Here is a 20,594-nt window from a genome sequence, read left to right on the forward strand (position 1 = left end):
TATAATTTTCATCTTTCTTTAAGTTCTGTGCATAGAATGATATTTTACATTTATCACTTTTAGCCTCTATCTTTGCATAGCCAGATAGTGGTTTATCAGCAGAATTAGAATGATTATTTTCATCCTCCTGTAAAATTATAAAATTTCTATATAATTTATTATGTGCCAAGCTCCATTACCTCCACATATATTTATTCCATATAGTATATGCTTGAAGGTACCCTTTATGATAATATTAATTTATTTATATTCGTAAATACAGTCGCTAAGCCTTGCAAACTCTTCTAATGATAAAGTTTCTCCTCTTCTTTTTGGATCAACTCCAGCTTCTTCAAAAGCTTTCATTAAATCTTCTTTATCCACGCCCATATTTTTAACACCATTCCATAGTGTTTTTCTTCTCATATTAAATGAATTTCTAATTATTTCAAACATAAGATTTTCATCTTTAACCTTAACTCTTGGCTCTTCTAATCTATCTAATCTTATAACTATAGATTCAACCTTAGGTCTTGGCATAAATGAACTTGGTGCAACTTTTCTTATTATTTTAGTATCACAATAATATTGAACTAATAATGAAAGAGAACCATATTCCTTACAATTAGGCTCAGCATCCATTCTTTCTGCAACTTCTTTTTGGATCATTATAGTTAAACTTTTAAAGTTATACTTATTCTTTAAAAGATTAACTATTATTGGAGTTGTAACATAGTATGGAAGATTAGCAACTAGTTTTACGCTTTTTTCATCTCCAATTACTTCATTAAAATCTACCTTTAATGCGTCTTTATGTATAAGTGAAAAATTTGGATGATCTCCAAGTTCTTGTTGTAATATAGGAATTAAATCATTATCTAATTCTATTGAAGTAACTTTTTTTGCTTTATTTAATAATTGTGCAGTTAAAGTTCCAACCCCAGGACCTATTTCTATTATAAAATCTTCACCATTTACATCAGCACCATTTACTATATCATTAAGTACTGAATCATCTATAAGGAAGTTTTGCCCTAAGCTTTTTGAAAACTTGAAGTTATATTTTTTTACAAGTTCTTGTGTTTTATAATCTTTTATTTCCATAATAATTATTCTCCTATTTCTTTATCTACCTTTTGTATTGCTTTTACAAATTCATCTTTATCTATGCCATAATTATTTAATCTAGATACCATTTGCTTGGCATTTCCATATCCTATACCAAGTTCTTTTCCAAGTGCCATTCTTCTTTCTTTAGCCTTATCATCAGCTGTTAACTTAAAGAAAAACATATCTTCCATTGAATATACAGTTTGCTTTTCTTCTAATGTTACTTTTGCTCCTTCTAAAGCTCTTATTATAACTTCAGGAGAAGCATTTTCAACACCTATATCTCCATCTTTTAAGCCATCTTCTTGAGCGATATATGCATGCTTTATTCCATTAACTCTTTTTCTTATAATACTTCTTATTTTTTCTCCAGCAAAATCTGGATCAGTTAAAACTATTACACCTTTTCTCTTTTGTGCTTCTTTTATTCTATCTATAACTGTTTTATTTATTCCAAATCCACCAACAGCAATTAATTCAGCATCCACTGCTTTTTTTACTGCATCTATATCATCTCTTCCTTCAACAACGATGACTTCTTTTATAATTTTTTTACTCACCATATGACTTCCTTTCGCAAACTTTATTTTTCCTTATCTTCTATATAAATAATTTACCTATATATATACACTGTGTCAAATTTCAAAATTTTATTTTATCATAAAAAATAGAGATAGCAATATTGCTATCTCTTAAAAAATTACTATTCTCCCGGATAAGACACTATATAAACATCCACACCATGTTTTCTTCCCCATTGATTACATTGTGATTCATTATTAAAGAAAACATCTATTATATTTCCCTTAATTGCTCCACCTGTATCTGATGCTCTAGCATATCCATATCCTTCTACATATACTAAGCTACCTAACGGTATTACTCTTGGGTCAACTGCTATAGTACTAGTTCCACCAGGGTTGTACACTGGTTTAACTCCAGTAGCAGTAGTAGTATGTCCTGAATACGCGGTTGATTCCATAACTAAATGTTTCTTGTACGCCACTGAATTTCCTCTGTTTGGTATATAATTTACAGGATCTTTAGTTCCATGTACAATAACTGCATTTACTGGGACAGCAACAGTTTTACTGCTTACTTCTTTCTTTGAAGCTTCCTTGCCATTTTTATATACTACTTGGTAAGTAACCTCTTGCTTTCCATCTTTACCTTCAGCTTCAACTTTTTTCTTTCCCTTTTCAAGATCTGCATCACTCTTAGTTATAGTGTCAAAAGGTATTGCCTTATGCTCAGTTACATTTTTAGTTTCTACCTTTGTAACATCAATATCCATACTTTCTTTTATAGGAGTATCAAGTGATGGCTCAACTTCATCTACACCATGAACATATTCTACTCCTTCTTTTTTAAGTTGATCATTGCTAGCTAATAAAGCATCTTCAACATTATCTTCTGTTGAAAGAATTTTAATATCTTTTTTTGCGAATTTAACATTGATAGATACAGCTTTCTTAACTTCAATTTCTTCCGCTTTTTCAATTTTGGATTCTAAGGATGGTTGCACTTTATCATATTCGGATACTTCTACCCCTTTTTCTTGCAACACATCTTTAACAGTCCCTTTATATGTGATAAATGTCTCTTCTTTTCCATCGATGCTTAGTTTTACTGTCTTTCTCATTACAGCAACGGTTGTTGCTGCTACTGCCACAACACATGCCGTGGCAAATATCACTATTTTTGCCTTCGGACCGTTAGAAAAACTTTTCTTCATAAAAGTTTTAAATTTTTCTACCATTCGTTTACCTCCTTTGGCAAGAGTGTCTTTTGCATTATATATTAGAATTTTACATTTTGTCAAATTTCAAGCCTCTTGCTTAATTGAAATGATATAAAAAATGCATTTATATGCATGATTGACAAAATTTAAAATTTGCATATTTAAGCTCTTGTTTAGGTGTCTCCGAGTCCTTAATATTTAGTGACGTATGTTTTTTAATATTTTTATTATATACCAATTAATTCCATTTTATATTAAAGCTCTCTCTTTATCAAATTGAAAAAATTGGTATTAAGTTGAATATTTAATCTTTCTGGATTTATACTTCTTATTTCTGCTATTTTCTCTATGATATATTTTATATAATCAGATCTATTTCTTTTTCCTCTATTAGGAGCAGGCGCCATGAAAGGTGCATCAGTTTCTACAAGCATTCTATCAAGTGGAATTTCTTTTGCAACCTCTACTATTTTTTTAGCATTTTTAAATGTTACTACACCTGTAAAGCCTATGTAATATCCAAGTTTTATACATTCTTTAGCAAATTCAACACTACCTGAAAAACAATGTATTATACCTGTAACTTCTGGAAACTCTTTTAATATATCAAGAGTATCTTTGTGGGCATCTCTATCATGAATTATTACTGGCATATTAAGTTCTTTAGCTAAATTCATTTGAGCTCTTAATGCCTTTTTTTGAATTTCTTTTGAAGGATTTTCATCCCAATAATAATCAAGTCCTATTTCTCCAATAGCAACTATCTTATCATTTGATTTAATCATTTCTTTTATTGTTTCTAATCTTTCATCAGTAAGTTCATCTGCATTTTCTGGATGAATTCCTAATGCACCATAAATAAAATCATATTTTTTTGTAAGTTTATCTGTTATTTCTACACTTTCATATGATGATGCACAATTTAATATACCTATAACACCATTTTCTTTTAAATCTTTTAAAATCTCATCTCTATCTACGTCATAATCTTCTGAATCATAATGAGCATGAGTATCAAAAATCTTATAAACTTTTTCCATATATCCTATCTCCTTCTTTAAGTGTATAATAATATATTATACATTATAAACAACATATAAAAATTAATACAATTGAATGGACGTGAAGCATATGAAAAATGAAGAAATAATTGAAGTTTTGGGATTATCACCTCTATTTAATAGTCTTTCGAATGAAGAATTAAGCTTAATAGTAACTAATCCTTTAGTTCGTATAAAAAAATATTCAAAAGAAGAAACAATATTCTTTCATAATGATAAATGTAATGACCTAAGTATATTAATTTCAGGTATTATTGAAATACAACAAAACGACTCTAACGGAAACACTTTAGTTGTATCTACTTTAAATAAATCTAACATATTTGGAGAAAATCTACTTTTTGGTGACAAAAATGTATATCCAATGGATGTTGTAAGTAAAGAAGATAGCTTGGTAATACATATAAATAAAAAAGAAGTAACAAAATTACTTCAATCTAATCAAAATTTCTTACTAGATTTTTTAAAATTATTATCAAATAAAGCTATTATACTTAGCAATAAATTAAGGCAAGTTAGTTCTAAGTCTTTAAGGCATATGATATGTGATTTTTTAATAAAGGAATCTAAAAAGCAAAATAGTAACATAATAAAATTAACTATAACAAAACAATCATTAGCAGATTCATTTGGAGTTCAAAGACCTTCTCTTTCTAGAGAACTAAGTAATATGAAGGCTGATAAGCTTATAGATTATGATAGAAAGACAATAAAGATATTAGATTTTGATAGAATTAATATGTAATAAATCTTTATTCCAAACATGAAACTCAATAATTATTATCTATTAATAATTTATTATACTTTTTGACACATAACTGACATATTAATAAGTTATTATATACCTGTAAAGTAGTTAAAGCATTATTATTTACCCCTTATAACCATCTTAATTGATTGGTTTCCTAGAATATCTCGTCCCCCTATTGTAGATATTCTAGGTTTTTTTATTTTTAAATTTTTTTATTCTTTAATCTCTTTAATTCATCAGCAACATTTTTCTTATCTATCATCTCAAAAATAGGCTCATAATGTAGTGGTTTTTGCTTCTCTTTTATCTCTACAAAATTCCACACACTTTCTTTTACATTAAATTGTTTTTTTATTTTTAAACATATTCTTGGCATAAATGGCTCTAATATATTTATTATGTTTATAAAGCTATCAATATATGGTTTATCAGTTTCACATTCTTCTTTTATATAATCAAAAATCTCTTTTAATGCAGATTTAAATTTTCCTTCTTCAATTTTATCTCCTACACTAAAATATAAATCTAATATCTTATTTTTCTTATCTAAACTAAGTTTATCAAAACTTCCATTTAAGATAGTGTTTTTATATAATTTATTAAATTTTAGAACTAAATCATTATTGTGAGTATTTATAAAATTTCTCCATTTAAAGTCAGTATTTGAGTTTTCTGGCCCATTTAATATTAGGTAATATCTTAAAGAATCAACATCATATTTATCTAATATCTCATCAACCCAAATAGCCCAATTTTTATTAGTAGAAAAATCTTTACCTTCAAGTTTTAAATGCTCACTAGATATTATATTTAGGTTTACATTTTTAAATTCTAATGCTGATAATAATGCAGGAAAAATTATTGTATGAAATGGTATATTATCTTTACCATGAACTAAATATACCTTGCTATTTTCATCATTCCAATAATCTTCTATAATTTGATTTGTACCTTCAAGGCATTTTGCTGTTGCTGTAATATATCCAAGTAATGCTTCAATCCATACAAATATTTTTTTATCTAAAAACCCATCTAAAGGTACATCTACTCCCCAATCGATTTCTTTAGTTACTACTCTATCTCTTAATCCTTCATCTATATATTTTTTAGTTATACTTTGAGCATTTTTTCTCCATACTTGTTGTTTTATAAAAATCCTCTTAACATCATTTTCAAACTTTGAAAGTGCTAAAAATAAATGATTACTTTCATGACCAGTTTCTCTTTCTACTGAAATCTTTTCATATATATATCCTTTATCATATAATTCCTTAATAAACTTCATTACCATTTCTTTATGAAATTCTGTATCAGTATTTGTGAATAAATCAAATGAGAAATCAAGTTTTCTAAAGCATTCAATAAACTTTTCATGGTACGTTAAAAATATTTCTTTTGGACTTAAATTAAGTGATTCTGCCTTTGCTTTTACAGGTCTTCCATGAGCATCACTTCCAGATATAAATAAAACATTATCACCCATCATTCTATGATATCTAGCAAGAATATCTCCTGGAATAAATACTGCAATTCTACCTAAATGCAACTTTCCATTTGCATATGGCCATGAATTTCCTATTATTATATTCATATACTATCTCACCTCATTTAATATAAATAAAGAAGCCAACTTAACCTCAAGCTGACTTCTTCTTCGTATTCTTATTATTATCTTACTTCGCTTCCAGTTGGTAAATCACCAGGATTAACTAAGTTTAGTATGCTATCATCATCATTTGATGCAGCAAGTATCATACCTTGTGATAATTCTCCTCTTAATTTAACTGGTTTAAGATTTGCTACAAGAACAACATTTTTACCAACTAATTCTTCTGGTTTGTAGTGTTTTGCTATTCCTGAAACAACCTGTCTAACTTCTCCATCTAAATCTACTTTTAGCTTAAGTAATTTATTTGCTTTTTTTATTGGTTCACATTCTAAAACCTTAACTACTCTTAGATCAATTTTTTCAAAATCATCTATTGTGATTTCTTCTTTTATTGGTTTCATTTCTTTAACTTCTTTAGCTTTATTAGCTTCCATTTGAGCTTTTCTTAATTCTTCAAGTTCAGCAAGTTTCTTTTCAACGTCTATTCTTGGGAATAGGCTTTCTCCCTTTTTAACCTTTGTTCCAGGTGCTGTTCCATCAAATCCTTCTAATGAAGCCCAATCTTTAGCAGTTATTGCTAATTGTTCATTTATCTTTTCTGATGTTGTTGGTAAGAATGATGATATTAAAACTGATGTAAATCTTAATGATTCTGCTAAATTATAAAGTACAGTTCCTAATCTATCTTTCTTTTCTTCATCTTTTGCTAATATCCAAGGAGTTGTTTCATCAATATATTTATTAGCTCTTCTAACTAATTCAAATATATGCTCTAAAGCTTCTGGAAGTCTAAGTTCTTCTATAGCTTTTTCAACTTTCTTTGGAGTTTCTAAAGCAAGGTTTATTAATTCATCATCAACTGCTTCTTTTTCTAATGGTGCAGGTATTACTCCATCAAAATATTTTTCTATCATTGCAACTGTTCTTGAAAGTAGGTTTCCAAGGTCATTACAAAGATCTGAATTTATCTTCTTTATAAATATTTCATTGTTGAATAATCCATCTGATCCAAAAGGAATTTCTCTTAATAGGTAGTATCTTACAGCATCTACACCAAAGTTTTCAACAAGTGCAACTGGATCTACTACATTTCCTTTTGATTTACTCATCTTACCGCCATCAACAAGTAACCATCCATGACCAAATATTTGCTTTGGTAATGGTAAATTAAGTGCCATTAACATTATTGGCCAATAAATTGTATGGAATCTTAATATATCCTTACCTATTAAATGAACATCTGCTGGCCAATATTTATCAAATAATTCTGTATTATCACTTCCATAACCTAATGCAGTTATATAGTTTGATAATGCATCTATCCAAACATAAACCACGTGCTTTTCATCAAATGTTACAGGAACTCCCCAGTCAAAGCTAGTTCTTGAAACACAAAGATCTTGTAGTCCTGGTCTTAAGAAGTTATTTAACATTTCATTTTTTCTTGATTCTGGTTGTATAAAGTGTGGATGTTCTTCAATATACTTTATTAATCTATCAGCATACTTACTCATTTTAAAGAAGTAAGCTTCTTCTTTTGAAGTTTCAACTGGTCTTCCGCAGTCTGGACACTTACCATCTACTAATTGACTTTCTGTCCAGAAAGATTCACATGGAGTACAGTATAATCCTTCATATGAACTCTTATAAATATCTCCTTGATCATATAATCTCTTAAAGATTTTTTGAACAGCTTCAACATGATAATCATCTGTTGTTCTTATGAATTTATCATAGCTTACGTCCATCATCTTCCAAAGTTCTTTTATTCCTGCAACGATTTCGTCTACGTGTTCTATAGGTTTTATTCCTTTTTCTTCTGCGATTCTTTGAATCTTTTGACCATGTTCATCTGTTCCAGTTAAGAACATAACATCATAGCCAGTTAATCTCTTAAATCTTGCAATTGCATCAGCTGCAACTGTAGTATAGGTATTACCTATATGTAATTTCGTTGATGGATAATATATTGGTGTAGTTATATAATATGGTTTTTTACACATCTTAAAATCCTCCTTATTTTATATATTAAAAAAACCTCTATGCAAAATATTGCATAGAGGCGTTATATACGCGTACCACTCTACTTCTTTCTTACCTCACAATAAGAAACTCACTAGGTGAATCTTCACCATGCAATATAACGGTTGCTCCGTATCTCCCTTACTTAAAAGCTCAAGAGATATGCTCAAAGTCCATATTCATAAAAGTCTATAACACTAACTTTCAGCAAACGTTAGCTCTCTTTGGAAATCTACTTTTACTACTCTTCTTTTCATAGCATTTACATTTTAAATATATAATATTCTATATGTTTTTATCTGTCAATTATTTTTGATTTACATAACAAATTAATCCATTATAATAAACTTGTATGTTATAATATCATAATGTCGGTTAGGGGGAAGGGAAAAATGAAATTAAATTTACCTAAGATTGGTTTACGTAATATTAAAACTGCTTTAGCTGTTACGGTATGCATGGTTATATTTAATATTTTTGGAAGGGAAAATGCTTTCTATGCATGTATAGCTGCAGTAATATGTATGAAAGATACAGTATCTAGTTCCTTTGCTATGGGTAAAAATAGATTAATAGGAACTGTATTAGGTGCAATATTAGGGATTATAGTTATATTTATAATGGTTAAGTTACCTTTCTTATATGATTATAATTCTTTCATAACTGGACTTGGAATTGTTATAGCAATATATGCATGTAATGTTCTTAACAAACCTGGTTCTGTAACAATAGCTTGTATTGTTTTTATAGGTATAATGATAAATTATAGTGGTCCACAATCATATGCTTATGCAGTTAGTAGAAGTATTGATACTGCTATAGGTATTATAGTTACCATTTTAATAAATAAATACTTTAATCCACCAAAAGAAAAGGATGAGTAAAATAAATTTTAGAAGTAAAATAAGTCTGAGAAATAAAATATCTCAGATTTATTCTTCTTTATAATCTACATCAATTATATTATTTTCATTTTCTAATAAACTTTCATTTGTCTTTCCAACTATCTGTTCTTTATATTTTGGAATTTCTAATCTTAATCTATAATTCTTATATGAAGCTCTAAGCTTTGTTATATCAGCATTAGGAACAAAAAATTCTCTCTTAAAATCTTCCCCAAATCTCATTACAGCCATAAACATATTATATCTATTAGAAAATACTTGTTTTCTCTTTACATTTAAATATATATGACTGTTTTTATAATCTATTATTATATCTTTTCTTTCTATACCCGGAAAATAACCTTCTATTAAGTACCTATTATCCTGATCTTTCATATTAACTCTTATAACATCATTGCTTTCATTATTATAATTTTCATTAAAGCTTTGAGCTAAGTTTTCTATAAAATTTGAATTAAATACACTGTTAACTATACTATCAATAAAATTACTATTATTCATAAGCGTATTGAATGTTTGATTAAATAAATTAAAGAAGTCATTATTATCATTCATCATATTTCTATTCATTAATTTATACCTCTATTATAAATTCTTCCTAACTATAAACTATTATATTTATACAAAAAATGTACTTCTTATTTTCATTAATAAAAAAACTCATAGAAAAATTCTATGAGCTTTTAGTCTAATCATTTATATTATCAACTGGCTTTCCTATAAATCTTACAGCTAAACCAATGATTATTATTGAAACTGGTAAAATCACATATATAGGAACATTTAATCCAGCTGGAATATATCCAAATAAAATTGCTGCTCCTCCAACAAATAATGCATACCACATTTGAGTCTTAACATGATCTATATGATCACATCCAGCTCCCATTGATGAGAGAATAGTTGTATCTGATATAGGAGAGCAATGATCTCCAAAAATTGCACCTGTTAAAACTGCACTTGTACTTATCACTATATAACTCATCTCTGGTGATATTGAATATGAAAGTGGTATAGCAAGAGGCATAAGTATACCCATTGTTCCATAAGCAGTTCCTGTTGCAAATGATATTACTGCGCCAAATATGAATATTATGCTTGGAAGTAGAAATGCTGGTATTGAATCTGAAAGTAGAGTAACTAAATATTTAGCTGTTCCTAAATCTTTTATTACTGAACTTAATGACCAAGCAAGTAATAATATAAGTCCTGTTATTATTAATCCTTTCATTCCATCTATCCAAACTTCAATTGCCTCTGTTATAGTAAATATCTTTTTTAATACCCCCATTACTATTGCAACTATTGATGCAAATACCGCTGATTGTAAAAGTGCTGTTGATGCATCTGCTGCACTAAATGCTTGTTGAATTGCTGTAAATGAAAATGGTGATTCAATAAAAATATTTTTAATTGCTTCATCACTTCCTGCAATTATCGAAGAATACCCACTATAATAAAAGCTTATAAGTGCTGAAATTATTAAAGTTCCAATTGGAATTATTGCATTCCATACATTAAGTTCTATTCCTTCTTTAACTTGCATTTCTTCACTTATCTTTGTACTTTCAAGTTTTTTATTACCTTGTCCTTTTCTTGCTTTAATTTCAGCTTTTCTCATAGGTCCAAAATCTCTAAGCATAACTGTAGTAAATACAACAAAGACAAGTATTAGTATATTATAAAACCTAAATGGTATAGTATTTAAAAATACTCCAAATGCATCTACTTTTACTCCTATTTGATTAAATGAATCATTTATAAGTCCAACTTCAAGTCCAATCCATGTTGATATAATTGCAAGTCCAGCAATTGGTGCTGCTGTAGCATCTATTATAAATGCTAATCTCTCTCTTGATACTTTTAGTTTATCAGCAACTGGTTTCATTATTGGTCCTACAATTAAAGAATTTGCATAATCATCAAAAAATACTAATAAACCTAAAAACCAAGTTATTAACTGTGCACTTCTTGGTGTTTTAGCTCTCTTTGCTAAGGCTTCTGCTATAGCTCTTGCTCCACCCATCTTAGAAACTAAGTTTATAACTCCACCTATAGCTAATACTTGAAGTATAATTCCAGCATTCCAAGGATCTGCAAGAGAATTTAAAACTCTTTGAATAAAATCTAAGAATGCTTGAATTAAAGATGTGAATACATTATTATCTAATATCTGAATCATAAAGCAACCAGCTAGTGTTCCTATAAATAACGATATAACAACATTCTTGGTAATAAACGCTAAAACTATTGCAACTAGAGGTGGAATTATAGTCCAAATTCCAAACTTTTCAGCATTTATAACCCCTTGATCAACTTCTGTTGCGAATGCAACTGTCGATAACCCCATAACCAAAATAAAAGTTAATAAAAATATTAAATACCTTCTTTTTTTCATAATATCCCCCCACAAATACAAGAAATTTAATATTTACTTAAAATAAAAAGGACCTGGAGATAACACCCAAGGTCCTATTACATGCGTAAAAAATCCATTGAATGATAGCTCAACACAAAAATAAATTGTGACAGTCTTATGCATATTTTACATAAGCCCAGGTAAATAGCCTTAAAGCATTAGCTAAATCCTTCGGCAATATTTCCTTTTCTATCATCTCTAAGTGCTTATCTCAACAATAGTACTCTTAAATATTGCGCCTCTATCTCTTCTTATTATTCAGTTTAAAATTAATATGATTGTACATTATCTATAAATTATTGTCAATATTTTGTTAATAATTTATACTCATTTTATTAACATTTAGCCATAAATTCTTCTATATCTTTTACGCTCTTAATCATATTTTTAGTAAGAACTTCATTGCCGTCTTCTGTTATTAAAACATCATCTTCTATTCTTACACCAATTCCTTCTTCAGCTATATAAATTCCAGGTTCTACTGTATATATCATTCCTGGTTCTAATGTAGTATTTCTTCCTGGATTATCTATATCATGAGTATCTAGTCCAAGACTATGACCTATGCTATGCCAATAATACTTTGCTACATCTTTCTTATCTTCTATAAGTCCAAGGTTAATACACTCTTCTGCAATCCATTCTCTTGATTTCTTATTCATTTCTAAGAAATTTACACCTGCTTTTAATTCACTTATAACTCTTTCATTAACTCTTAGAACAGCTTCGTATACTTCTTTTTGTCTTTCTGTAAACTTACCATTTACAGGGAAAGTTCTTGAAATATCTCCATTATAATAATTAACTTGTGCACCTAAATCAAATAATATTAAATCTCCATCTTTTGCTTCTGAATTATTATCTACATAATGAAGTATTGTTGCATTTTTTCCTGCTGCTGCAATAGTTTTAAATGCATAATCACCAATTCCTCTTCTTCTGCACTCAAATTCAAAATATGCTTCAAGTTCATATTCTTTCATTCCTGGTTTTATATTTTTCATTATTGATTTAACACCTTCAATTGTTATATCAATAGCTTTTTGAATTTCTTCTACTTCTTCATTACTCTTTACTAGTCTTAGTGGTGCCATTAATGGAAATACATTTTTTATATTTGAATTTGCATATTTATCTCTTAACTCACTACCAAAAGCACTGCTTATTGAAGGAAAACTACTAAATTCATCTCTTTCTAAATCTAAATATATAGTCTTTTCTATGCTTTCATTTAAAATCTTATTTAGATATGGTCTAAATTCTCCTAGATATGAGACTTCTTCTATTTTGCTTATTTCATAAACTTCTTCTTTTCTTATAGTTTTTCCAAGCCATTTTTCTTTTTCTTCATCAATTTCCTTTATAAACATCTTTGCAGTTATGTTTCCATTATTTTTTTCCATAACAAATATATGATCTTCTTCATTTATTCCTGTTAAATAATAAAAATTTCTATTTGGAGTAAATTGATATTTTTCATCTCCTGTTTTCTTTGGTGCATTGCCAGCAAAAAGAATTAATAATGAATTATCATCTAACTTTTCAGCTAATCTTCTCCTATTTAATTCAAATACTTCATTTTTCATAATTATCCCTCCAAGCTTTTATTCAATAGCTAATATCCTAATTTTCACCACTCCATCTATTTCCTTAATCTTATATAAAAAGTTCTTAATATCACTCTTTATCTTAGAAACATCTAAAGTTATGCTAACATTAGCTGTCATGTTTATTTGTATATCTTGATTTATTGTTAGTATATTCAAATTCTTACTTGCAATAAAATCTAACACTTTTGATAATACTCCTGATTTATGAGAAAGCAATAAAATAATCGTTAACTTTTTGCTATTTAATCCTTCTACCATAGGATAAATAGAATCTTTATACTTATAATAAGTACTTCTACTTATGCCCACTTTCTTTACCCCTTCTGAAATATCCTTAACCTTTCCTGTATGTAATAATTCCTTAACTTCAATTACTTTGTAAAACACATCTGGCAATACATTTTCACTAACTACATAAAATTTTTCTTCTGACATATAAATCTCCCCCTGTACCTTTTTTAAAAAAACAAATCCCACAATCTGTTTTTTCGTATAATTTAATTTATGCTTATTATTTCAATTTATTATCATATTATCCCCTAAATTGCATATAACTATTGTTATTCTTCTTATTATTCTTCTTTCCTTTTTATTTTTTAGTTTTATGATAAATAAATAGACATATATTATATTCTTATAATATCATATAAAATACACATGTCTATAGGAGGGATACAAATTGAAAAAATTAGGCTTAATTCCTAAACTTATAATAGCAATTATATTAGGTTTATTATTTGGTAACTTTATGCCTGAAGTATTTATAAGGATACTTGCTACTTTTAATTCTTTATTTGGAAATTTCCTAGATTTTATAATTCCACTTATTATATTAGGGTTTGTAGTTTGTGGGATTGCTGACCTTGGTGGTTCTGCTGGTAAAATGCTGGGATTTACAACTTTATTAGCTTATGGATCAACAATTATTTCAGGATTCTTTGCATTTTTTGTTTCAACAAAGTTTTTCCCTAAATTTATTACTGCATCAGGATCATTTAGCGCAAATAATCCAGAGAAAAGTTTATTAAAGCCTTTATTTACAGTTGAGATGCCACCTGTTATGTCTGTTATGACAGCATTAATATTAGCGTTTCTTTTAGGGCTTGGAATATCATCACTAAAAGAAGGGCGTACTCTTTATAATATGGCTTTAGAATTCCAAGAAATAGTTCAAAAAACGATTAAAATTATTATTATTCCACTTATACCTCTACATATTCTTGGAATATTTGCAAATATGACTTATACAGGTGAAGTTCAAGTTATATTTTCTGTATTTTGGAAAGTATTCTTAATTATATTAGCTCTTCATTTTTGCATAATGCTGCTACAGTTCTCTCTAGCTGGCGCTGTTAGCAAAAAGAATGTTTTTGTTCTACTTAAAAATCAGATTTCTGGTTATTTAACTGCCCTTGGTACTCAATCATCAGCTGCAACTATTCCGGTTAATCTTGATATTGCAAAGAAAAATGGAGTATCAAAAGGAGTTCGTGAGTTTGTAGTTCCACTTTGTGCAACTATTCATTTATCTGGTAGCACTATAACTCTTACTTGCTGTGCTATAGCAGTAATGCTTTTAAATGGTATGACTTTTACATTTCCTCAACTTGCTGGCTTTATAGCAATGCTTGGTGTAACTATGGTTGCAGCTCCTGGTGTTCCTGGTGGTGGAGTTATGGCAGCACTTGGACTACTTCAAGCTAACTTAGGATTTAATGAAGCACAACTTGCTTTAATGATAGCACTATATATAGCACAAGATAGCTTTGGAACTGCTTGTAATGTATCTGGAGATAACGCGATTGCATTAGTAGTTGATAGATTTAAATTTAAATAAAAATAGAGATGGTGTTTAAACACCATCTCTATTTTTATATTATATATTTTATAAAATCAAATCCTTTCATTGCGAACTAGCATTTTATTATTAAACATTTCTCCAAAGGAATTTTTTAAAAAGAATACTGCTCTTTTGCTTTTATTGGTTTTTTAGTTATATCTACATTATAGTATTACCTACAATAACATCCAATTAACTATAATAATAGCTGTTATAATAGCTGTTATATCTGCCATTATAGCTGCCCAAAGTGTATGTCTTATTTTTTTTATATTTGCAGCTCCAAAATAAACACTTATCGTATAAAATATAGTTTCTGTAGTTCCCATAATTACTGATGCAACAAGCCCTATAAAAGTATCTGCTCCATATGTTTTAATTATTTCTGTAAACATCCCAATAGCTCCACTTCCTGAAATAGGTTTAATTAAAACTAAAGGTACAACTTCCTCTGGCAATCCTATGAAATTAGAAAGTGGGGAAATAGTTTTATTTAATAGATATAAAAGATTTGAATTTTTAAATATTTGAACGGCTACTATCATTGCAAGAAGACAAGGAAATATTCTTACACATACTAAAAGTCCATCTTTTACACCATCTAAAAACCACTCATACACCTTTTTACCTTTTATCATTCCATAAATTAATATTATTACAACAACTATAGGAATTATACTCTTTGTTATATATTCAAACATTTTAATTCCTCCTTAAAAATATCGTTGCAATATCTTACAACAAGTTATGCCAACTATTGCAGCAACTCCAGTTGATATTATCGCTGGAATTATTATAATACCTGCATTTTGAGAACCTGCTGCTGCTCTTATAGATATAATTGTTGTAGGCAGAAGTTGTATGCATGATGCATTCATAACTAAAAATAATGCCATATCATTAGATGCTATATCGCTTTTTTTATTTAATCTATCCATTTCTTCCATAGCTTTTATTCCAAAAGGAGTAGCCGCATTAGATAATCCCATAATATTAGCAGTTAAATTCATAACTATTGCTCCAAGTGCTTTTTCATCCTTTGCTGCATCTTTAAATAAAAATCTAAGTAAAGGCTTTAAAAGTTTTGCGATATTAGCTGTAAGCCCGCTATTTTCCGCAACCTTCATAACACCACACCAAAAGCACATTATCCCAGTAAGTTCAATAAGAAAAGTTACTGTACCTCCACTACCATTTACAATTGCTTCTGTTATTTTATCTGCATTTCCAGTTAAAACTGCAAATATTATTCCTAAAAATATCATAAAGAACCAAATATAATTGATCATACTACCCTCCATAAAATAAGTACTGTTAACATTTAAATATATGCCTTGCACAAGAGTTTTAGTAGTGATACGATAAATATAAATAAACATAATCAAATATGATACATTAAAAGGAGTAGCTTAGATGAAAGAAGAAAATCTTAAAAAAGCACAACAAGATATTGAGGATGCATTAAAAACTGTAGAGGACTTAGAAAAAGGACTTGATAGCGATATTATGTCAAGAGACGATATAAAAGAAAGATTTATATCATTAACTGACAAACTTCAAAAATTAGAAGATATCTTAAAAAATGAAGGTATATTATAGGATAAATAAAAGAAGCTTATAAATTTATAAGCTTCTTTTATACTTTATAATACTTTATTTTTAAATTCGTCTATTCCTATTCTGTCTATATAATCTCCAATTTTTTCTCCTGCTAATCCTTCTTCTTTGTAAACTTCAAAAACATTGTCTACAATTCTCATAGCTTCTTTTTCATCTACATCTTGAATTAAAATATCTGCCATTCTTGGATTATGACCTGCTGATCCTCCAGCTGTTACAATAAATCCTGTTTTATCAGCTATAACACCAACATCTTTTGAATATACACCGCCACATGCATTTCTACATCCGCATACTCCTATTTTTGTTCTGCATGGTACTTCCATAAACTGATATTTCTTTGAAAGTTTCATTCCTGTTCCTATAGTATTAAATTTTGATCTTTTACAGAATCCAGCTGGACACATTTCAACATTTTTAACTGAATTTTGTTTTCTTACAGCTGGTTCCATTCCAAGTTCTTCCCAAATTTTAGGTAAATCTTCACCATTAAGATTTGTTATTAATAATCTTTGACCTGATGTTATTTTAATTACTCCATTATATTTCTTTGCAACACTTGTTATCTTTTCTAAAGTTTCTATAGTTATAAATCCACCTGGAATATGAGGTGTTATACCAAAAGTTCTTTTTCCACTTCTGATTTTTTGAAGATTTCCATGATGTGTTCCACTTACCATATTAGGAACCATACTTTGTATATCGCTCATTATATCTTCTCCTTTTTCTCAAAATGTATATTTAAATAAACTTTAATAATTCTACTTTATTAATTTTATTATATCCTACCGTTATAAAATTAGTTGTAACCGATGTTACTAAAGCCATAAAAATGTAAATTATTATATTAACATATGCTTAATTCTTCTTCACAATCTACTTCTTTATTTCTATTTAATTTTTTTACTGAATTATAGAATATAACTAATGTAATTAATGATGAAAGCCCATCACTTATAGCTCCTGAAAGCCATATTCCTGTAAGTCCAAGTGGTTCTCCATTTAAACCTGGAACATTTGGAAGTATTAAAAGACATGGTATTAAAAGAATTACTTGTCTTAATAAACTTAAAAACATTGATATCTTTGCTTTACCTATTGATTGAAAATAATTTGAACTTATTATTTGCATTCCAGTAACAGGTATCATAAATAAGAATATTTTCATTCCAGTAGTTGCTATAGATACAAGCTCTGGATCATTATTAAACATTCTTATTAATGTGTGTGGGAAAAATTGTACTACACACCATCCAAAAATAACAATTATAGTTGCAGCTATAGTTCCATATTTAACTGTTTCTTTTACCCTATCATATTTTCCAGATCCATAATTATATCCTATTATAGGTTGAGAACCTTGATTTATTCCAAAGATAGGCATCGCAAAAATCATAGCAATACTTGATATTATAGCCATTGCTCCAATTGCTAAGTCTCCACCATATTGTTTTAATGAATTATTTGAAATAACTTGAATTATACTTGTTGCAACTTGCATACTAAATGGACTTATTCCTATTGAAAATATACTAATAATAGTAGCTTTATCTAAAATTAAGTTTTGTTTCTTAAGTTTTATAATACTTTTTCCTTTAGTAAAATAATATAATATCCAAATTGTTGTTAATACTTGTGAAATTACTGTAGCAATAGCTGCTCCTCTAACTCCCATACCTAATACAAATATAAATATTGGATCTAATACAATATTAGTGATTGCACCAATTAGCATAGATAACATTGCAACTTTTGGATTTCCATCACTTCTTATAGAATGATTTAATCCAAAGCTTAGCATATTTAAAACTGTTCCAATAAATATAATTTGCATATATTGTCTTGCATATATTTCTGTCTTTTCACTTGCTCCAAAAAGCTCTAATATTGGATTTAAAAACATAAGTCCAACTATAGTAATCGTAATACTTATTATAATTATTAAAGTAAATGCATTCCCTAAATGCTTTTCTGCCCCTTCTTTATCATGTTGTCCAAGTTTTAATGATACTCTTGCAGCTGTACCTATTCCAACTAACATCCCAAATGCTAATATTATAGTCATTATAGGCATAGTTATTCCCACACCAGTTATAGCTAATTGTCCAACTCCTTTTATGTTCCCTATATACATTCTATCAATTATATTGTATAGAGTATTTACCATCATACCTACAATTGCAGGTACTGAAAAAGTTAACAATAACTTTGAGATTTTTTCTTCTCCCAATCTTTTTTGCTTATTCATTTTTAAACCCCTTCACCATTTATTTTTTATTTATATTACTCCTATTTTTTTAAGCATTTCTTCTATTTGTTCTTTTGAATAAATATTAGATTTTTTCTCTACAAAATTTCCATCTTTATCTAATGCTACTAATGTTGGTACGCCCATAACTTCATATTTTTTTGATAATTCTATTGCTTCTTTATTATCAAGTACATCTGGATTAGCATGTACTATATTGAACTTATCCCCATACTCATCATGCAAAAGTTTTAAATTTACTTCTGCTTTAACGCTATTTTCTACAAGCGAACTCTTAAATAATATTATAGTTGGAAGTTTTTTGTTTATATCCTTCATGCTACTTACAAATTCAGGTTTACCATACTTTATATTATCGTAATCTCTTTTGCTTTTTACATGAATAACAGTAAATATACCTACAATCAAAAATAGAATAATAACTATAGAAATTATCTTATTCTGCTTCTTCATCTTTCCCCTCCTTTACCCATTTTTGATAAGTATAATATATCATAGATATTTGTAATAAGTAATTGAAAATATCTATCTAATAAACTTAAGCAAAAATAAAAAAATAGACTTATAAACAATTTATAAGTCTATTCTTTGATGTAATTATTTTACGCTATTTCTTTCCACTATTCTGTATGGTAATACATAATGCGCTTGCTCTAATTCTTGCTTATTAAGAAGTTTTATTAACATTCTCATAGCTACTGAACCCATGTCATAACTTGGTTGAGAAATAGTTGTAAGCTTTGGATAGAATATTTCTCCAAGATAATTATTATTAAATCCAACAACACTAACATCTTCTGGAACATTTATTCCATTATCTCTTAATCCATTTATAACTCCCATTGCAAGTTCATCAGTTGCGCAAACTATAGCATCTACCTTTTTATTTGATTGTATGTAAGATTTAGCAGCATTATATCCACTACTAACTTTTAAATCTTCTAAATGAATTAAATCGTTATCTATAGCGATATTTGCTTCGTTCATAGCTTTTTCAAATCCTACGTATCTATCACTCCATGCATTTATTTCATCTTTTTTAACACCAACAAATGCTAGGTTTTTAAAGCCTTTATTTAATAAGTACTTTGTTCCTTCATAAGCAGCTTCTATATTATCTATAGTTACACTTGGAAGTTTTCCTTCTTTATCTTTAGTTTCAACAAGAATTGTTTTTAAATTTAATTCGTTTATTAAATCTAAAATTTCATCTTGAAGAGAGCTACTCATGTAGATAACACCATCTACCATTTTTTCTTTTAAAACTCTTAAATATTCTTTTTCTTTCTCTACATCAAAATCTGAATTTCCAAGTATTATATTATAATCATATATATTTGATACATCTTCAGCCCCTCTAACTATTTCTGGATAGAATTGGCTTGATATATCTGGTATTAATATTCCTATTGTCTTTGTTCTTTGTGTCTTTAAACTTCTTGCTACTATATTTGGTCTATATCCTAGTTTTTGTATTGCATCTAAAACCTTCTTCTTAGTGTCCTCGTTTACAACATCTATATCATTTAAAACTCTAGAAACCGTAGCAATTGAAACGCCAGCTTCTCTAGCAACATCTTTAATAGAAGTAGCCATATTGTAATCACTCCTAATCATACTTAGTTAATTTATTATACTAATATATTCGCCTTATTTCA

The 20,594-nt window shown here is 28.3% G+C and carries 20 protein-coding genes, 1 riboswitch and 1 other annotated feature; of the genes, 4 read left to right on the forward strand and 16 right to left on the reverse strand.

The window, feature by feature from the left end; translation table 11 throughout:
- Positions 1–240: 240 nt before the first annotated feature.
- The 4 genes from rsmA to SPJ33_RS01545 all read right to left on the reverse strand — a co-directional run bounded on the left by rsmA (position 241) and on the right by SPJ33_RS01545 (position 3,870).
- Complete coding sequence (rsmA, locus tag SPJ33_RS01530) at positions 241–1,092, reverse strand: 16S rRNA (adenine(1518)-N(6)/adenine(1519)-N(6))-dimethyltransferase RsmA (protein WP_321116255.1); 852 nt, start codon at positions 1,090–1,092, stop codon at positions 241–243.
- Positions 1,089–1,637 carry a ribonuclease M5 gene (gene rnmV, locus SPJ33_RS01535; RefSeq protein WP_321116256.1) on the reverse strand — a complete coding sequence of 183 codons (549 nt, stop codon included), beginning with the start codon at positions 1,635–1,637 and terminating at the stop codon, positions 1,089–1,091. Before rnmV ends, rsmA begins: the two co-directional genes overlap by 4 nt.
- A gap of 155 nt (positions 1,638–1,792) precedes the next feature.
- A complete protein-coding gene (locus SPJ33_RS01540) occupies positions 1,793–2,848 on the reverse strand; it encodes a G5 domain-containing protein (protein WP_321116205.1) in 1,056 nt (351 codons plus the stop codon).
- A gap of 236 nt (positions 2,849–3,084) precedes the next feature.
- Positions 3,085–3,870, reverse strand: coding sequence for a TatD family hydrolase (locus SPJ33_RS01545; protein WP_321116206.1), 786 nt, complete (start codon positions 3,868–3,870; stop codon positions 3,085–3,087).
- A 91-nt stretch (positions 3,871–3,961) separates the two neighbouring features.
- On the opposite strand from SPJ33_RS01545, the gene SPJ33_RS01550 reads away from it, so the two are divergent.
- Positions 3,962–4,636, forward strand: coding sequence for a Crp/Fnr family transcriptional regulator (locus SPJ33_RS01550; protein WP_321116207.1), 675 nt, complete (start codon positions 3,962–3,964; stop codon positions 4,634–4,636).
- A gap of 208 nt (positions 4,637–4,844) precedes the next feature.
- On the opposite strand, the gene SPJ33_RS01555 is transcribed toward SPJ33_RS01550, so the two are convergent.
- Positions 4,845–6,233: a methionine--tRNA ligase gene (locus SPJ33_RS01555; protein ID WP_321116208.1), complete on the reverse strand. Its 1,389-nt coding sequence runs from the start codon at positions 6,231–6,233 to the stop codon at positions 4,845–4,847.
- A gap of 77 nt (positions 6,234–6,310) precedes the next feature.
- Entirely contained in the window at positions 6,311–8,254 is a 1,944-nt protein-coding gene (gene metG, locus SPJ33_RS01560; RefSeq protein ID WP_321116209.1) for a methionine--tRNA ligase, read from the reverse strand.
- Between the two features lie 52 nt (positions 8,255–8,306).
- Positions 8,307–8,539, reverse strand: a binding site (T-box leader).
- Positions 8,540–8,665: 126 nt separating this feature from the next.
- On the opposite strand from metG, the gene SPJ33_RS01565 reads away from it, so the two are divergent.
- A complete protein-coding gene (locus SPJ33_RS01565; protein WP_321116210.1) occupies positions 8,666–9,157 on the forward strand; it encodes an FUSC family protein in 492 nt (163 codons plus the stop codon).
- A gap of 48 nt (positions 9,158–9,205) precedes the next feature.
- Here the strand turns inward: SPJ33_RS01565 and SPJ33_RS01570 are convergent, their stop codons facing one another.
- From SPJ33_RS01570 to SPJ33_RS01585, 4 genes are all read right to left on the reverse strand, one after another.
- Positions 9,206–9,748, reverse strand: a complete 543-nt coding sequence (locus tag SPJ33_RS01570; protein WP_321116211.1) for an Hsp20/alpha crystallin family protein — start codon at positions 9,746–9,748, stop codon at positions 9,206–9,208.
- A gap of 118 nt (positions 9,749–9,866) precedes the next feature.
- Positions 9,867–11,576, reverse strand: coding sequence for a Na+/H+ antiporter NhaC family protein (locus SPJ33_RS01575; protein ID WP_321116212.1), 1,710 nt, complete (start codon positions 11,574–11,576; stop codon positions 9,867–9,869).
- A 97-nt stretch (positions 11,577–11,673) separates the two neighbouring features.
- A riboswitch (Lysine riboswitch) is annotated at positions 11,674–11,849 on the reverse strand.
- A gap of 83 nt (positions 11,850–11,932) precedes the next feature.
- The gene (locus tag SPJ33_RS01580; protein ID WP_321116213.1) at positions 11,933–13,183 is read right to left on the reverse strand and encodes an aminopeptidase P family protein; all 1,251 of its coding nucleotides are present in this window, start codon (positions 13,181–13,183) and stop codon (positions 11,933–11,935) included.
- A gap of 18 nt (positions 13,184–13,201) precedes the next feature.
- Positions 13,202–13,642, reverse strand: coding sequence for an ACT domain-containing protein (locus SPJ33_RS01585; protein ID WP_321116214.1), 441 nt, complete (start codon positions 13,640–13,642; stop codon positions 13,202–13,204).
- Positions 13,643–13,886: 244 nt separating this feature from the next.
- On the opposite strand from SPJ33_RS01585, the gene SPJ33_RS01590 reads away from it, so the two are divergent.
- The gene (locus SPJ33_RS01590) at positions 13,887–15,044 is read left to right on the forward strand and encodes a dicarboxylate/amino acid:cation symporter (RefSeq protein ID WP_321116215.1); all 1,158 of its coding nucleotides are present in this window, start codon (positions 13,887–13,889) and stop codon (positions 15,042–15,044) included.
- A 179-nt stretch (positions 15,045–15,223) separates the two neighbouring features.
- Here the strand turns inward: SPJ33_RS01590 and SPJ33_RS01595 are convergent, their stop codons facing one another.
- Positions 15,224–15,748 carry a spore maturation protein gene (locus SPJ33_RS01595; protein ID WP_321116216.1) on the reverse strand — a complete coding sequence of 175 codons (525 nt, stop codon included), beginning with the start codon at positions 15,746–15,748 and terminating at the stop codon, positions 15,224–15,226.
- Positions 15,749–15,760: 12 nt separating this feature from the next.
- Positions 15,761–16,336 (reverse strand): nucleoside recognition domain-containing protein, encoded by a 576-nt coding sequence (locus SPJ33_RS01600; RefSeq protein ID WP_321116217.1) that lies wholly within the window; start codon positions 16,334–16,336, stop codon positions 15,761–15,763.
- 124 nt (positions 16,337–16,460) lie between these two features.
- On the opposite strand from SPJ33_RS01600, the gene SPJ33_RS01605 reads away from it, so the two are divergent.
- Complete coding sequence (locus SPJ33_RS01605; protein WP_321116218.1) at positions 16,461–16,646, forward strand: hypothetical protein; 186 nt, start codon at positions 16,461–16,463, stop codon at positions 16,644–16,646.
- A 44-nt stretch (positions 16,647–16,690) separates the two neighbouring features.
- Here the strand turns inward: SPJ33_RS01605 and SPJ33_RS01610 are convergent, their stop codons facing one another.
- The 4 genes from SPJ33_RS01610 to SPJ33_RS01625 form a co-directional block, all read right to left on the reverse strand.
- A complete protein-coding gene (locus SPJ33_RS01610; protein ID WP_321116219.1) occupies positions 16,691–17,377 on the reverse strand; it encodes an NAD(P)/FAD-dependent oxidoreductase in 687 nt (228 codons plus the stop codon).
- 137 nt (positions 17,378–17,514) lie between these two features.
- Positions 17,515–18,915 carry an MATE family efflux transporter gene (locus tag SPJ33_RS01615; protein ID WP_321116220.1) on the reverse strand — a complete coding sequence of 467 codons (1,401 nt, stop codon included), beginning with the start codon at positions 18,913–18,915 and terminating at the stop codon, positions 17,515–17,517.
- A 30-nt stretch (positions 18,916–18,945) separates the two neighbouring features.
- On the reverse strand, positions 18,946–19,389 hold the full coding sequence (locus SPJ33_RS01620; RefSeq protein WP_321116221.1) for a hypothetical protein: 444 nt from the start codon (positions 19,387–19,389) through the stop codon (positions 18,946–18,948).
- Positions 19,390–19,533: 144 nt separating this feature from the next.
- Positions 19,534–20,532, reverse strand: coding sequence for a LacI family DNA-binding transcriptional regulator (locus SPJ33_RS01625; protein WP_321116222.1), 999 nt, complete (start codon positions 20,530–20,532; stop codon positions 19,534–19,536).
- Between the last annotated feature and the right edge of the window lie 62 nt (positions 20,533–20,594).

Origin of the sequence: Clostridium sp., from assembly GCF_034179595.1 — a bacterium.
Lineage (GTDB): Bacteria > Bacillota > Clostridia > Clostridiales > Clostridiaceae > Clostridium.